This is a genomic window from Gimesia panareensis (genome assembly GCF_007748155.1).
Lineage (GTDB): Bacteria > Planctomycetota > Planctomycetia > Planctomycetales > Planctomycetaceae > Gimesia > Gimesia panareensis.
In genome coordinates, this window is sequence record NZ_CP037421.1 from 1,747,077 (window position 1) to 1,762,167 (window position 15,091).

Sequence of the window (15,091 nt, forward strand, 5' to 3'; positions counted from 1 at the left end):
TGATGGAGTTCGAAAGTCGTCAGTTTTTATTGAGTACCTCGTCCAGGTTGAGGATGAGGTTCCCCACCATCGTCCAGGCGGCCAGTTCCTGCGGATTCAGTTTTGCATCCGGTTTGGACTCACCGACAGAAATCAGTTCTTTGGCTGCTTCAGGAGTTTTCTGGTATTCGGCCAGCATATCCTGATAAGTTTGTACAATGAGTGTCAGGTTTTCGGGTTTGATCGGATGCCCGGTTGCCAGCGTGTATGCAAACTTGATCCGTTCTTCGGGAGTTTTGCCTCCCTCTTTCATCATGCGTTCGCCGAAGGCGCGGGCCGCTTCCATGTACTGCGGATCGTTGAGCAGCAGCAGTGCCTGGAGCGGGGTGTTGGTCCGCTCGCGACGCATGGTGCAGGCTTCCCGGCTGGGGGCATCAAAGGTTGACATTTCCGGTGGTGGCGCGGTCCGTTTCCAGAAGGTATACAAGCCGCGACGGAAGACTTTCTCGGGGCCGGTGTCCTGTTTGAAGCGAACCGTATTGGAACCGGAGTAACCGACGGCGTGCCAGAGACCATCGGGTTGCGGTGGCTTCACACTCGGGCCGCCGATCCTGGGAACGAGCAGTCCGCTGACCGCGAGTGCCTGGTCACGCAGCATTTCCGCGTCCAGGCGGAAGCGGGGGCCACGGGCCAGCAGGCGGTTGTCAGGATCTGTTTTATGCAGTTCCGGAGTGACGCTGGAACTCTGGCGGTAAGTGGCTGACATCACCAGTTGTTTCATCAGGCGTTTGATATCCCACTGATGTTCCTGGAAATCGACAGCGAGCCAGTCGAGCAGTTCGGGGTGACTGGGAACGGCTCCCTGGTTGCCGAAGTCTTCGCTGGTCTCGACGATGCCGGTGCCGAACAACTGCTGCCAGAACCGGTTGACGGCAACGCGGGAGGTCAGCGGATGACTGGGGGCGACGAGCCATTTCGCCAGGCCCAGACGGTTGACGGGCCATTCGGCTGCCATCTTTGGGAACTGGGACGGGGTTTTTCGTGTGACCTTTTCGCCTTTCTGGTCGTATTGTCCCCGCTTCAGGTCAAAGGCATCTTTCATATTTTTCCGTTCGCGGAAAACCAGTGTCGTGGGGAGCGATTGAATGAGTTTTTCTTCCTGCGCTTTGACTTTGACCTTCTCGGCCAGCAGCTTACGGTACTCGGAGTCGAACTGATTCAGGTAGTACTGTCTGAGCAATTCGTTCTGCTGGGGGTTTCGTTTGTCGGCAGCCAGTTTCAGGACGGGTTCTATCTGCTGATCGAAGTAGACCTGGTTGACCTCGGTTTCTGAGAGTTTGTGATCGTAGATGCGGAACTCATCGAGAAAGCCGTTGGTCAGATGCTGTTTGGTGGGAGAGTGTCCCAGCAGGAGAGTGGCTGAGTTCAGAGGGGTTGTGTTTTTGAAGGAGTCGGAGGAGATCGTCAGCTCAGACTCTTTGCCATCCACATAGATGGTGACGCCGTGTGCTTTCGCGGAACCATCGTAGGTCACGCAGACATGATGCCACTGGTTGGGAGTGATTTCATTGTTTTTGGTCTGGACCTGAACGGCATACCCGGGCCAGCGATCGATAAGGCGGACGCTGAGCGTGCGGTTGGTGATCTGCAGATCGTAGCCCCGTTCGCGCGAGTTGGGATTGATGCTGGAGACGATCGGTCCTGATGTGTTGCCATTGGTTTTCACCCAGATGGCGAAGCTGAAAGGAGTGCCTTTGTTGAACTGTCCGGTTTTACCCAGGTCGAGATAACTGCCGGGGGCGAACTGGAAGCCGTTGTTGAATTTGCCGGCGACCCATTTGGGGGCCCCTTTCACAGTGGCTTTGCTTTTCGGATTGGTTTTGTCTGCCGCTTCAGCGCCCTCTTTTTCGTCGAGGGAGTAGGCTGCCAGGAGTCCGCCCGGCTGGGGGATCGAGAGATCGGGGTTGCTGCCCGTTTTCTGGATCTGTTGTTTCCACTCAAGCCAGGACTTAAATGCGGGTTCGTTTGCTTTGATGCGGGCTGCACCCTGTTTTTCGAAGGACGCGATCTGATCCTTATAAGTCTGGAGTTGTTTGGACTGTGCCGCATTAGGAACACGGACGGAAGGGGGAGAGTCCTTGATGTTCCCGTCCATTGCCGGCCCGTCGAGGTTATTGAAGAAGGCGAACAGCTGATAGAATTCGGTTTTCGTAAACGGATCGAATTTGTGATCGTGACAGACGGCACAGCCGAGGGTGAGCCCCATGAAGGCCTGGCCGGTTGTTTCGACGCGGTCGATCACATTGCGGACATAAACTTCTTCGGCGATCGAACCTCCTTCATTGGTGGTGACGTGACAACGGTTGAAGCCGGTGGCGATTTGCTGGTCCAGCGTCGCATTGGGGAGCAGGTCCCCGGCCAGCTGTTCGATCACAAACTGATCGTAGTGCTTGTTGGTGTTGAACGCATTGATGACCCAGTCGCGGTAGGGCCACATTTCGCGGTAGTTGTCGAGGTGCAGACCGTGGGTATCGCCGTAGCGGGCAATATCCAACCAGTAGCGGGCCATGTGTTCGCCGTATTTTGGGGACTGCTGCAGACGGTCGACAACCTTTTCGTAGGCATTAGGGCTTTTGTCATTAACAAAGGCTTCTACTTCCTGCGGTGTCGGAGGCAGGCCGGTCAGGTCGAGGGTGACGCGCCGGATCAGTGTGCGGCGGTCGGCTTCTTGAGAAGGTTTGAGTCCCTCGTCATCGAGTCGCGCCAGGATAAACTGGTCGACGGGATTCTGAACCCAGCCTGATTGAGAGACTTGGGGGAGCGGTGCTTTACGAGGTGTGACGAACGACCAGTGATCCTGCCATTCAGCACCCTCTTTGATCCAGCGTTTGAGGAGCTCGATTTCTTCTGGTTTGAGCTGTTTGCCACTGTCAGCCGGAGGCATTTTGAGGTCTTCATCCGCGGTGGTGATGCGGGTGATGAGTTCACTCTCTTTCAGATTGCCGGGGACAATGGCTTTGTGTCCGTCCAGGTCGGCGAAGGCGCCGTCGCGGGTATCGAAGCGAAGGTCGGCAGCGCGTTTTTTGGCATCCGGTCCGTGACACTGGAAACAGTTTTCCGAAAGGATGGAACGTACTTTCGCAGGCGCGACTTTCGCATTTTTTTCAGCACTCACCCGGGTAAGGGGGCTGCAGAGGAATGTAAGAATCAGAGCAGGGACGATGCGCTTGCTCGAACACAGAAGAAGCATGACATTCACCTTCTGGATAGAAATTTTCAAGTGGATGATCCGCCGCCTGGAACGGGGGCATTTCAAAATCAACTTGTCAATGAATCTCTGGTGATGCCTGTCCGACCGACAATCCATATCAGTTTGCAACGGCGGTAGCTGAACCCCATGGCTCAGCAGGCGGGATGGCAGATGTTTCGGAAACGGGGGGTATTAAAAGTTCCCGAATTCAGGTTCAAATATTTATTCTAATGGTCGTTCCAGGCCTTTGCAAGACGCGGATGAGGATAAAATGACGTATCTCGTTATGGTGTCAATGGTTCCGTTTGGTGTTTGCTAACAGTTGTTTGTGTCTGAGCTTAGAGGAAATTGGAATGTTCCTGCTGGCTACTGCCAGCGTGCGCTGGTTGTGAGTTTTACGCTTTTGGGCATTGGTCTGTTGGCGAAGAGACCGCGATTCTGAACCGGATTGCGAAAAGATTTTCTCGATGATGTGGCGGGGAGAAAAAATAGATGATTTTGGGAGAGCGAGATTGGAAACAGAGAACCTTCTTACTACTCCAGTGTCCAGTGAGAACAAATTGAAATAGAATGATGTGTGACCCGGAGCGGAAATCGGGTCAGAATGTTTTTTATGTATGAGGAGAAGAGAGATGAACTCTCGACAGTTACTGAAACTGGGTGTTCCACAGTATTGTTTGAAGACGGCCATGACGGCGATTCAGCAGGCCGTCGCGAATGAAAAAATTCGTGGTAAAGAGGTCAAGGCGCGCGTGCAGCAGGTGATTGCGACGCCTGAGGACTTCCTGGAGGATGCTGCGTTCGGAACTCTGGCTGCAGAGCTGGTAGAAGATAACACGGAAGAAGTGGTTGAGCCAATCGATTACCAGATCTGGGGTAAGGAGGGCATCGATGAAGGTGCGTTCGCGCAGATGGAACAGGCATGCCAGGTTCCTGCAGCCTATGGTGCAGCGCTGATGCCTGATGCGCACATCGGCTACGGTCTGCCCATCGGTGGCGTACTCGCACTGGAAAACGCAGTGATTCCTTACGCCGTGGGTGTGGATATTGCCTGCCGTATGAAGCTGTCGGTTTTGGATACAGCCGTAGATGCGCTGGATGACAAGCGTCATCAGTTTATCGATGCGCTGAACCGGGGAACCGTGTTCGGCGTGGGTACGGCTCACGAGAAGAAGCAGCATCATTCAGTGATGGATCAGGACTGGACGGTGACGAAAGTGACCCGGCAGAACAAAGACAAAGCATGGAAGCAGCTGGGATCTTCGGGTTCCGGCAACCACTTTGTTGAGTTCGGCGTCCTGACGATCACGGAAGATGATGCAGAGCTCGGCCTGAGCGCGGGTGAATACGTGGCGCTGCTGAGCCATAGCGGTAGCCGGGGAACCGGTGCGTCGGTATGCAGCACGTATTCTGCGATTGCGCAGTCGCGATTGAAGAAGCGTCATCAGCACCTGGGACGTCTGGCGTGGCTGGACATGGATTCGGAAGCCGGCCAGGAATACTGGGCGGCGATGAATCTGATGGGCGACTATGCGGCAGCAAACCATGCTGTGATCCATAAGAACGTGGCGGCACTGTTGGGGAGCAAGGTGATCTCCGGCGTGGAAAACCACCATAACTTTGCCTGGAAGGAAGAGCACGGCGGCCAGGAGGTCTACGTGCACCGTAAGGGGGCAACCCCAGCGGCAGCAGGCGAGTTGGGTGTGATTCCCGGTTCGATGGCCGATCCGGCGTTCGTGGTTCGTGGAAAAGGAAATCCAGCGAGCCTGAACTCGGCATCGCATGGTGCCGGTCGCTGTATGTCTCGTAACAAAGCGAAGGATAAGTACCGCTGGAAGGCGGTGAAAAACGATCTGGAGAAGCGAGGCATCACCGTGATCTCAGCGGGAGCTGACGAAGTTCCCGGTGTTTACAAGAACATCAATGAGGTCATGGCCGAGCAGCAGGATCTGGTGGAAATCGTGGCACGGTTCAACCCAAAAGTGGTGAAGATGTGCGGCGACGGAAGCCGGGCCGAAGATTGACTCGTTGTGAAAGATGAACGCAGGCAGGTCGGGGATTTTTCCTGGCCTGCCTGTTTTTGTTTATTTTTCCAGCGAAGATGACCGGGTGGGACCGAATAGAATTCGGTCCGAGCGGAGCGAGCAGGAGGTCGCAGCTAACGTGGTCAATTCAGCATCAAGATTCCGAAGTCTCAGCTTTAATGAGTGAGACGCGACCAGGGAGAACTGAAAGCGGACACTGCAACCTCCTGTTGTCTGCGCCAACCCCGGATTACATCCGGGGTCACCCTTTTATTACTCGGAGATGAACGCTTTTTTTGGTGCGTGTTGTGGGGGAGCGAACCTCATCATTCTGAATGAGCAGGTCGGTGGGTTTGCTCTGAACCGATCAATTAAACTGAGACTTCCTGCTCGCTGCGCTCGGCCCGAATTGCATTCGGGCTCACCCCTTATTTCTTTTGTGCGCGGTGTGTCGGGATGGCTTTGACTTTGCCGGCGCTCTGCTTGAAATCGGGGACGATGCTGGAGAGGGTCTGGGGGCTGAGGCTGAAGACAGTGAATCCGCCTGTTCTGAGTTGGCGGGTAACATCGACCTGGCCCAGGACGCGGTCGCTGCTGAGCGTGGCTTCGGTCGAGAGGGCGCCGATGCCCGGGTAGATGGGAATGCTGCCGGCCAGGTGTTTCTGCTGATCTTCAATCCAGAGGCGGAACTGTTCGTCGCTGGTGGTGTAATCCATAGGGCAGATGAAATCAAGGTAGCCTCGTTTAGCCCAGAGCGGCCAGTCCTGGGCGACCCATTCCCGGCAGTCGGGATATTCGCGGAAGACAGCCGCGGAGAGTTTGACGCCCGGTCGAATCTGGCGTGCTTCGCGCGATACAGTTTCGACGAGCCGGGTGATCTGGTCGGCGCGCCAGTTGCGGTACCGGCTTTTGAGTTTGCCGCTGTAACAGTCAGTGGGCCAGTTGTCGACTTTGATGCCGGTGTCTGCTTCAAATTTCTGGCGGCTAAAGTCGCTGTAATCGTGGCGATCATTGGGGTAGCGGATGTAATCGAAGTGAATGCCGTCCACGGGATATTTTTTGACGACTTCGAGCATACTGTCGACTTCGAGCTGAAAGTTTTCGGGGTGAGCCGGGTTGAGCCAGTCGATCGGCTCTCCGGTCACGCTGACCTGGGTCCGGCCGGCATCGCGGAGCTGTTTGACAAAGGATGGCGGAGCGGTGGTGAGATTGTGATTGACTTTCCAGACATGAAGTTCGAGCCCATGTTTGTGCGCGGCTTTGAGACACTGTTCGATCTGGTCCCCGTAGACTTCATAGGAATTGCTACGGGGGAGGACATCGCTGGGGTAGTGGGCCACCCCGCCCCAGAGCATGTTGACGATGAGCATATTGAAGCCCGCATCCGCCAGTTCTTTACAGGTCCGGTCCCAGTCGCCGGGATAAGGGCCGGTGGGGCTGTGGTCCCAGAAGGCCCGGGCTTCGCGCGGAGGGCTGGCGCGGGTCAGCAGATAGATTTTGACCCGTTCTTCACGGCAGCGCCGTGCGAAGGCAATTGCTTGAAACGCCTCATTTTTCTGCAGGAGTTGTTTGGCACGTACCAGTAAAGCGGTGGTGCGATCCAGATCACGGGCGGCCAGAACTTTACTCTGCTGCGGAGTGACAGTGGAAACAATGCTGCGGCGGAGTTCATCGAAGGACTCGAAAGGCCCCACCTGATCTGCCTGCCGGATCGTGGCTGCGGCAATCGAATCCCAGAGTCGAGGCTGGAAATGAGCCATCAGTGCGGTGAGCAGGGCCTGTTTATTGACGGGGTCGTCTCCCAGAATGAGGTGGCTGAAGTAGGCACCCTGGTCGCTGACGATCAGGGCGGGCTTGCCCGTCGGTTTGCCGGTTTCGTCGTACCACTCTCCTACGATGCGTGCGTTATGCCCGGTGGGAGCAGCGGTGATCAGATTCCAGGAGGCCTGTTTGACCTCGGAGGGGAGCCCCAGGATCTGTGCGTCGTTCAGGTGGATGGATGCCAGGGTTCCCGGTTGGGGGGGATTGAAGTAGCTCCCCTGTTTGATGCCCAGGTTCTTTTCCAGGGCGGGGGGAATCTGAAAATTCGCATAGACCTTGCCGCCCCGTTCCATAAACTGGTTCAGAATTCCGCAGGCTTTCGCCGAGATGTGCGGGTTGAAGGGGAGGATGGCTACGGAACGAGATCCGAGTGATTTCAGAGACAGATCGTTTTCCGTGATACGATCGCAACCAATGCCGGAGGTCTCAAGGAAATTTTCGATGCGGTCGGCCGCGGCGAAGGTGTCCTGTTCTTTTTTCTTTTGACTGATGTCAGGAACGATGATGGTGATGTCGCTGGTAATGGCTTTGAGATTACGAATCTGGAAGTGCGTGTCAGGCTCGCTGTCGGACTCGCGCCAGATGACGAGCCGTACGGTTTCGATTTTGTCCCAGCCTGTGGGATTGTCTTCGCCACGAAAGTCGCCTTTGGAGAAACGCAGCGTCTGCCAGTCTGCTCCCTTGATGCGGGCGGAGGTCGAATACCAGCCGGGACCACTTTTGAAATAGAGGCTGACCTGGTGATTGCTGTCGGGCGAGGCGGGTTTGACGTCGATCGTAAACAGGCCGGGGGCGGTCAGGTCCTGTTTCAGCGTTTTGTCGATCCCGGTCCGGGGGATTTCGCGATTGGAATGAAAGGGGGCCGAGAGGAGCAATACATTCTGGCTGCCTGATTTCGACATCGCCAGGGGGAGCGTTCCCTTGAGTTCGGTCCACGCCTGCCGGGCCGCAGAGGACGTTTCGTAGTTGAAATCATCCAGCAGGGTTTCCGTGCCGGTGGTGAAGCTGAGAGAGAGGGCGATAAGATAAGGTAGCTGAGCAAACATAGTAAACCAGACCAGAACGTGAGAATTTCAGGGACACGAAATGTCAGAGTTAGTTTTATCTGCTCCCGGATAGTGAGGCAAGCCTGTTTACAGTGTATGGCGGGAGTCTAAAAATCAGGGGCCTGTGAAACTGTGCTCACAGACCCCTGAAACAGATGCAGGCCACACCAATGACAGTTTTATTTATAACTGACTTTGGCAAAGTAGATTGATGTTTTGCCTTCGTGGCTGGAATAGTAGCTCACGTTGAGCAGGCCGTCGTGCAGGACCATGTTGGCGTAGCTGGTGTCGCCGCCGCTGGGGAGCGCGAGCAGTTCGGTGAGCGTGCCCTTTTTCACGTCTACCTGGCAGATCGAGGTGCGTTGTTTGGGGGAATAGAGACGTACGGTGGCCAGGAAGCGACCGTCGGGCAACTGGAACAGTTCCGGTCCGCCGATCTTGATGCCCAGGTCTTTCCAGTCCCATTTGGTGTAGGGAGGCTTTGAGGTACCGAGCAGGCCGGTGGCGCCTTTACCGTCCCGTCTGAGCAGGCAGTAACAGGTGTTGTCTTTGGTGAAGACCAGGGAGCTTTCGTTGGAGTAACCCTCGTCAATCAGCTTGTCGACGACGGTTTCAAATTTTTTGCCGTCGCTGCTTTTGTAGAGACGTGTGAAACGAGGGCCTTCTTTTCCCGTGTGATAACCGATGCTGTAAACGTTGCCGTCGTGCCACTTCATGCCCCAGAGCCAGAGATTAGGATCACCAATGACATGGCCTTTGGACCAGTGCTTACCGTCATCGGAGAACCAGGACATCGACTGGTGCCGATAGGGGGCGGGCTGATGCAGGGCACCGGCACCGCTGAGCATGAGCTGTCCCTCGGGCGTGACGCTGATTTTGGCATCGCGAAGGTCGGCGGTCTCGGAAGTGATGCGGGCGACTGGCGTCCAGTCTTTGCCATCTTTGGATTCGAGGACCTGCAGGGCCCCGTCGGCGGAGACATGTGCCTTGCCGGTGCGGAAAACGCAGTACCATTTGTCTTTGAAGCGGGTCAGGCCAGTGAAGGCATTGTGTGGATCTTTGTCCCAGATTTTCTGGACACTTTCCAGTTTCAACTGAACCGGTTTGTCCGCCTGCAGCGAGGCAGTCAGGCAGAGCAGGGCCAGGCAGGCGGTGATGAGGGGCGAGGCGTTTTTCATGGAGGTGTTCCTTTTATGTTGTGAGGGTCGGTTTGTTTCTGTGGTTATTTGATCCGGTTCAGTACCTGTGCGGGCGGCTTCCAGCCATAGGTTCTCTGTTCCTTCGGGGCATACAGACAGGTGATGAGGTAGAGGTCATGGGTCTTGGATTTTTCCGGTGGCACATTGATCTGCACATAGGTGAATCCCGACCCTTGCCAGGAGACATAGCCGTCGGTTTCACTTTTATGCAGCAGGTGTCCGTTGAGTCGGATGTCAACCAGGTCCGGCTGGTGGTAAGGGAGACGGAGCTGGAACGAAATGCCGTGTTCAATGGGCAGCTCTTTTGGTCCTAAGGCACGTCCTTTACTGACGGCAAATTTGATTTCGGGGCCGGCTTCAATGATGGTCTGGAGTGCGCTCTGGTCGATGTCGGGACTATCTTTGATGTTGGCGAGGAATTCCGGGATATCGGCAGAGAGCAGTTCAGCTGCTTTCTGTGAAGTGGCGACGAGATAAGTATCCCGGCCGGCGGTCTGCGGATAGAGGACCGCCTGGGAAAAGCGGGGTTGCTGTTTCCAGAGTTCGACCCGGCTCTGACGACGAGCGCGGGCCGTGGTGCCCCAGGCGCTGACATAGTGGCCGATATAGCTGTTAACGCGATTGACGGGATACCCGGAGTGGAATTCGTCTATCCAGCGCTCGTTGCCGATTTTCATCAGGCCTTTGAGGCGTGCCAGCCCGCTCTGTTCCCAGCCGACTTCGAAGGCCATCAGCATGGTGTGGTAATGGGCATAGCCGTAATGCGCGGTGTAGAACTGGGGGCGACCCAGCCAGAGTTTATTGGATATCGCGGTCAGCGAATTGCCCCAGAAGAGACGCTGGGCGTCGGCTTCGAAGCGGTCGTAACCAAAGCCAGCGGCTTCGCCAGACTGGTTAATCGCTTCGGTGATGCGCCAGTCCCAGGGGCGGAGCGACATGTTGGAATAGGCTGAGCCGGTGACTTCAAACATGGTCTGGCCGCGGTAACGTTCCCGCGAGCCCAGCTGTTCGGGAGCGTACTCCTGCAGGCCGGTACCGTGTACGTCGACATGGACGTCGGGCTGGAACTGATCGACGACCGAGAGGACCGCCATGACTTCAGGCGATTTCTCCGGCAGCTTGAACTGCAATGTTTTGAGGTCCCAGTTCGTGGTGCCGCCCCCGGTGTAGGGATCGATCTTCTGGGAGTTGCCAAAGCGGTCGGTTTCGAAATAGGCGAAAGGGTTGATGATGGGAATGATCAGCAGCAGCTGTTTCTGCCGCGTCGCTACGGCTTCCGGATCGTCGCTGAGCATCCATTCCACGAAGTGCATCACTGCCGTGGTGCCGCTCCGTTCGGGACCGCCGTGCAGTGCAGTGACCAGGCAGATCTGTTTCTGTTTCAAGTCGGTTTTGGGGTCGGTGATTTTCAGCATGGGGAGCGGAATGCCTTCGAGGGTCACGCCAATCCGATCGACCTGAACCAGGTCGGGGTGGGTTTGCTCCCAGAATTTCAGTGTTTCCGTGTATTCCTTGAGTGTCAGGCGGTGCAGTTTTTTCTGCCAGGGTTGCGGGAGGCGGGCAAGTTTCTGCTGCAGCGTTTCTGTTTCCTGTGCTTCCAGAAGAGGGAGGTTCAGCAGCAGGCTGAGCAGGCAGAACGCGATCCGCAGGGAAGTTCGAAACGGGCAGCAGTTGTGAAGCAGGCTGGCAGGCATGGTATGGGCCTCGCAGGGACGAAGGTGTGGATGGTTATGGACCGGGGGGCGGTCCCAGGGTCTGTCCGGTGCTGGTGTTAATGGGCATGGGGAAGACTTCGGCGGAATCAATGGGCAGTGCTCCCTGTTTCATCTGAGTCAGGAGCTCAGCCGCTTTTCTGCCGATGGCGACTTCATCGACGGTGATCGAAGAGAGCCGACTCTGGATCGCGCCGTGGCGGACGGTGCCGCCGAATCCGAGCAGGGAGACATCTTCCGGAACGCGCTTTCCCAGTTTGCCGAGCAGCAGGTAAATCAGTTCGGCGAGTGAATCGAAGGTGGCGAAGATCGCAGTGGGCGGTTCAGGACGCTGGAACATGAGCTCCAGGGTGTTGAGCAGATCCGGTTCGTAGTCGATGGGATGCAACTGCGAACTGGGGCCGTGAAAGATGAACGGTTCCGGGCAGGGATCAGGGCTGGCAGCCAGGGCCTCGCGGAGTCCGGTTTCGTATTCAATCGAGGCGGTAGCGCGGTGGGGAGAAAACAGGGCGATCGAGCGGTGTCCCTGTTCCAGCAGTGTCTGTCCGGCGAGCAGGCCGACTTCACGGAAGGGGATGGAAAGCAGGGGCGCCTGGATGCCTTCGACGTCCCGGTGACAGAAGACGACCGGAATGCCGTGCTGTTGCAGTTGTCGCACCTGGTACGCGGGGGTTGGGGGGACTGTCGCGGGGACCAGGGCGACGCCGGCAACATGTTTGTCAATGAGCTGCAGAATTGTGTTGCCCTGCATGTCGACTTTGTTTTCCGTGCAGCAGACGAGCACCTGGTTCTGGGTGAGGGCGGCTGCCTGTTCGAAGCTCCGTTGCAGGGAGGGGTAAAAGCCGGTGCGTACCTCGGGCAGAACGAAGGCGAAAATATCGAGCTGCTGTTTAATGGGGATCGGGGGCTTGGTGCTGACGAACGAGCCTTTGCCGTGGATCCGATTGATCCAGCCCTGTTCTTCGAGCAGTTGCATGGCATTGCGAACGGTGGTGCGTGCCAGCTGGTGGGTTTCACACAGCTGGTGTTCCGAAGGGAGTGCCGCTCCCGGGCTGAGTTCCCCCTGCGTGATCTGTTCGGTCAGCTGCTCGACGAGCTGCATGTACTTCGTGCGCTGCTTGCCGTGCTGGGAAGCCGAGGCAGGGGAACTGGTCTGTTGTGTTTCCGGGGCACGTGATGTCATGACCGGGAGATTTTCTCAGTTCAGGGTTGAAAAAAGTGTTGAGTGACGTTACTTGTATTTAAATATGATACAAGTTGTTCATCTGGTGTCAACAATTCAGTTGGCTTGAATGTTCAATAATCCGGATTGCTGATAAACTGATTTGTTGATGACTAGATACAAGATGTCTTTTACAGGGGACAGGGAGAATCAGATGAGACCACTGCTGCTGTTACTGCTGATGTGCGTATTCGGATTCAATGGTGCCGATTCAGAGGCGGGTGAGAAACAGCCGCTGAAGATTGGAGATCACCGCGAACTGTTTGTGGATGATTATCTCATCGGCAAGATGAAAAACGTGCGGCTGAGTCTGCATCATCCTGTCGATGAAGGGATCGTGCTGAAATTTGATAAGCCCTGGGAAGGGCTGTTCTGTGGGTACTGCACGATCATTAAAGACGGCGATCTGTATCGCGCTTACTACCGGGGACGACCCGAGGCGGGAGCGGACGGGGATACAGGAGAGGTCTACTGCTACGCGGAATCGAAGGATGGGATTCACTGGACCAAGCCGGAATTTTCGCTGTATGAAAAGCAGGGATTCAAGAAGAATAATATCATCCTGGCAGACGCGGCACCGATGACGCACAATCTCAGTCCCTTCCTGGACACGCGGCCCGGAGTTCCCAAAGCGGAACGCTACAAGGCGCTGGGCGGGACGATGAAAAGTGGTCTGGTGGCGTTCACCTCGCCGGACGGGATTCACTGGAAGCAGCACCCGGCGGGGACCGTGATCTCCAAAAAAATGGTGCCGTTTCCTTATATGTTTGATTCCCAGAACGTGGCGTTCTGGTCCCCGGTCGAGAAAAAATACATCAGCTACTTTCGGGTGTTCAAAGACAGGATCCGCCGGATTGCCCGGACTGAGAGTGATGATTTCATTCACTGGTCTGAGCCGGTGCTGATGGAGTATACGCATCGGGGAGAGAAATCGCCGATCGAGCACCTTTATACGAACCAGACGCATCCCTACTTTCGGGCACCGCACATTTATCTGGCGGTGGCTGCCCGCTTCATGCCTGGTCGCCAGGTGCTGACGGATGAGCAGGCGAAAGAGATCGGCGTGCATCCCCGCTATTTCAAGGATACTTCGGATGCGATTTTGATGACGACCCGCGGCGGTAATATGTATGACCGTACTTTTCTGAGCGGTTTCATCACCGGTGGTATTGGCGCACAGAACTGGGTATCGCGGACGAATTATCCCGCGTTGAATGTGGTCCAGACCGGGCCGGCGGAAATGTCGGTCTATGTGAACCAGGACTATGCACAACCAACGGCCCATCTGCGTCGCTATTCGCTGCGTCTGGATGGTTTTGCTTCGGTGCGGGCGGACTATGCAGGCGGAGAATTAGTGACGAAGCCGCTGATCTTCGACGGTTCAGAACTCTCGATCAATTTTTCGACCTCGGCTGCGGGTGGTATTAAAGTCGAGATCCAGGATGAGCAGGGCAAGCCGATTCCCGGATTCACCCTGGCTGACGCGCGCGAGCAGATCGGAAACGAAGTCGACCGGATTGTTACCTGGAAGGGGGGCTCCGATGTGTCAGCCCTCAGCGGAAAACCGGTGCGGTTAAAGTTTGTGATGAAAGATGCCGATCTGTATTCGCTGCAGTTTGTGAAATAGTGAGACTCTAAATGCAGTTGCATCAGGAAAGTCGCATTAAAACTCTCGCGACTTTCCTGATTTTTTAACGTTGCGTACATTGCCCACTCATCTGACTCTCTTATGATACACATAGAGCTACCCATTCATCGAAGTGTGTTTCTCTATGAAGTGTGCTTCCTTCCTCCTCCCTCTGATTCCAAAGAATATAATCATGATAGAGCGAAGACGATTGCTGGTAGTCGGCGTTGGGTCGATTGGAGAACGACATCTGCGCTGTTTTCAGTCCACGGACCGCGTGGACATCTCCATTTGTGAACTGAATGCCGACCTGCGGCAGAAAATAGCTGATCGCTACAGTATCAAAACACAATACGCGGACCTGGAGACCGCCCTGGCGGATCCGCATGACTTTGCGGTGATCGCGACTCCCGCCCACCTGCACATTCAGATGGCGCGGCAGGTGGTAGAAGCCGGGCTGGATGTGTTTATCGAGAAGCCGCTGAGTACCGATGTGTCAGGCGTTGCGGAACTGCAGAAGTCGCTGGAAGCGAAACAGCGCAAAGCGGGGGTGGCCTATGTCTATCGCGCCCATCCGGCGCTGGCTGCTATGAAGGTGGATCTGGATTCCGGGCACTATGGCAAACCCGTGGAAATGGTTGTCGTCTCGGGGCAGAATTTTCCCACCTACCGGCCGGCCTACCGTGATATTTATTACAAATCACGCGAGACGGGCGGCGGTGCGGTGCAGGATGCTTTGACGCATTCGATGAACGCCGGCGAATACCTGGTCGGTCCGGTCAAGGCTCTGGTAGCGGACTGTGCGCATCAGGTGCTGGAGGGCGTTGATGTGGAAGACACCGTGCACGTGATTACCCGGCAAGGGAACGTGATGGGCAGTTTCAGTCTGAATCAGCATCAGCCGGCGAATGAATCGAGCATTACTGTGATTTGCGAGCGGGGCATGTTGCGGTTCGAGTATCAGAAAAGCTGGTATCGTCGAGTCTCCGAACCTGAAGGAGAATGGGAAGTGGGTTACCGGGAAAAGTTGGAACGGGACACTCTGTTCGAACGTCAGGCGAGTGCCTTTCTGGATTACCTGGATGGTTTCTGCCCGCCACTCTGTTCGCTGGAAGAAGGAATGCAGACACTGGCCGTGAATCTCTCCATTCTGGAATCCGTAGAACGACGTGCCTGGATTGAACCGGCACACTATCTTTCTCATTAATCCT

At 55.8% G+C, this 15,091-nt stretch carries 8 protein-coding genes; 3 read left to right on the plus strand and 5 right to left on the minus strand.

The genetic code is table 11. The features are described from left to right. Positions 1 to 19: 19 nt before the first annotated feature. Entirely contained in the window at positions 20 to 3,229 is a 3,210-nt protein-coding gene (locus tag Enr10x_RS06650) for a DUF1553 domain-containing protein (RefSeq protein WP_145105279.1), read from the minus strand. Between the two features lie 632 nt (positions 3,230 to 3,861). On the opposite strand from Enr10x_RS06650, the gene Enr10x_RS06655 reads away from it, so the two are divergent. Beyond that, positions 3,862 to 5,253 carry an RtcB family protein gene (locus Enr10x_RS06655; protein WP_145448498.1) on the plus strand — a complete coding sequence of 464 codons (1,392 nt, stop codon included), beginning with the start codon at positions 3,862 to 3,864 and terminating at the stop codon, positions 5,251 to 5,253. A 428-nt stretch (positions 5,254 to 5,681) separates the two neighbouring features. On the opposite strand, the gene Enr10x_RS06660 is transcribed toward Enr10x_RS06655, so the two are convergent. The 4 genes from Enr10x_RS06660 to Enr10x_RS06675 all read right to left on the minus strand — a co-directional run bounded on the left by Enr10x_RS06660 (position 5,682) and on the right by Enr10x_RS06675 (position 12,214). Further along, positions 5,682 to 8,120 carry a glycoside hydrolase family 10 protein gene (locus Enr10x_RS06660; RefSeq protein WP_145105287.1) on the minus strand — a complete coding sequence of 813 codons (2,439 nt, stop codon included), beginning with the start codon at positions 8,118 to 8,120 and terminating at the stop codon, positions 5,682 to 5,684. Positions 8,121 to 8,299: 179 nt separating this feature from the next. Further along, the gene (locus Enr10x_RS06665; protein ID WP_145105290.1) at positions 8,300 to 9,298 is read right to left on the minus strand and encodes a sialidase family protein; all 999 of its coding nucleotides are present in this window, start codon (positions 9,296 to 9,298) and stop codon (positions 8,300 to 8,302) included. A gap of 44 nt (positions 9,299 to 9,342) precedes the next feature. After that, positions 9,343 to 11,013: a M14 family zinc carboxypeptidase gene (locus tag Enr10x_RS06670; protein WP_145448499.1), complete on the minus strand. Its 1,671-nt coding sequence runs from the start codon at positions 11,011 to 11,013 to the stop codon at positions 9,343 to 9,345. 34 nt (positions 11,014 to 11,047) lie between these two features. Then, entirely contained in the window at positions 11,048 to 12,214 is a 1,167-nt protein-coding gene (locus tag Enr10x_RS06675; protein ID WP_145105296.1) for a GntR family transcriptional regulator, read from the minus strand. 193 nt (positions 12,215 to 12,407) lie between these two features. On the opposite strand from Enr10x_RS06675, the gene Enr10x_RS06680 reads away from it, so the two are divergent. Together Enr10x_RS06680 and Enr10x_RS06685 are read left to right on the plus strand one after the other, a co-directional pair. Continuing rightward, positions 12,408 to 13,880 (plus strand): glycoside hydrolase family protein, encoded by a 1,473-nt coding sequence (locus Enr10x_RS06680; protein ID WP_145448500.1) that lies wholly within the window; start codon positions 12,408 to 12,410, stop codon positions 13,878 to 13,880. Positions 13,881 to 14,073: 193 nt separating this feature from the next. Continuing rightward, a complete protein-coding gene (locus Enr10x_RS06685; RefSeq protein WP_197996420.1) occupies positions 14,074 to 15,087 on the plus strand; it encodes a Gfo/Idh/MocA family protein in 1,014 nt (337 codons plus the stop codon). Positions 15,088 to 15,091: the final 4 nt, after the last annotated feature.

Coding starts and splice junctions, on each gene's coding strand:
- Enr10x_RS06650 (WP_145105279.1), bottom strand. CDS start 3,229: ATGCTTCTTCTGTGTTCGAGCAAGCGCATCGTCCCTGCTCTGATTCTT.
- Enr10x_RS06655 (WP_145448498.1), top strand. CDS start 3,862: ATGAACTCTCGACAGTTACTGAAACTGGGTGTTCCACAGTATTGTTTG.
- Enr10x_RS06660 (WP_145105287.1), bottom strand. CDS start 8,120: ATGTTTGCTCAGCTACCTTATCTTATCGCCCTCTCTCTCAGCTTCACC.
- Enr10x_RS06665 (WP_145105290.1), bottom strand. CDS start 9,298: ATGAAAAACGCCTCGCCCCTCATCACCGCCTGCCTGGCCCTGCTCTGC.
- Enr10x_RS06670 (WP_145448499.1), bottom strand. CDS start 11,013: ATGCCTGCCAGCCTGCTTCACAACTGCTGCCCGTTTCGAACTTCCCTG.
- Enr10x_RS06675 (WP_145105296.1), bottom strand. CDS start 12,214: ATGACATCACGTGCCCCGGAAACACAACAGACCAGTTCCCCTGCCTCG.
- Enr10x_RS06680 (WP_145448500.1), top strand. CDS start 12,408: ATGAGACCACTGCTGCTGTTACTGCTGATGTGCGTATTCGGATTCAAT.
- Enr10x_RS06685 (WP_197996420.1), top strand. CDS start 14,074: ATGATAGAGCGAAGACGATTGCTGGTAGTCGGCGTTGGGTCGATTGGA.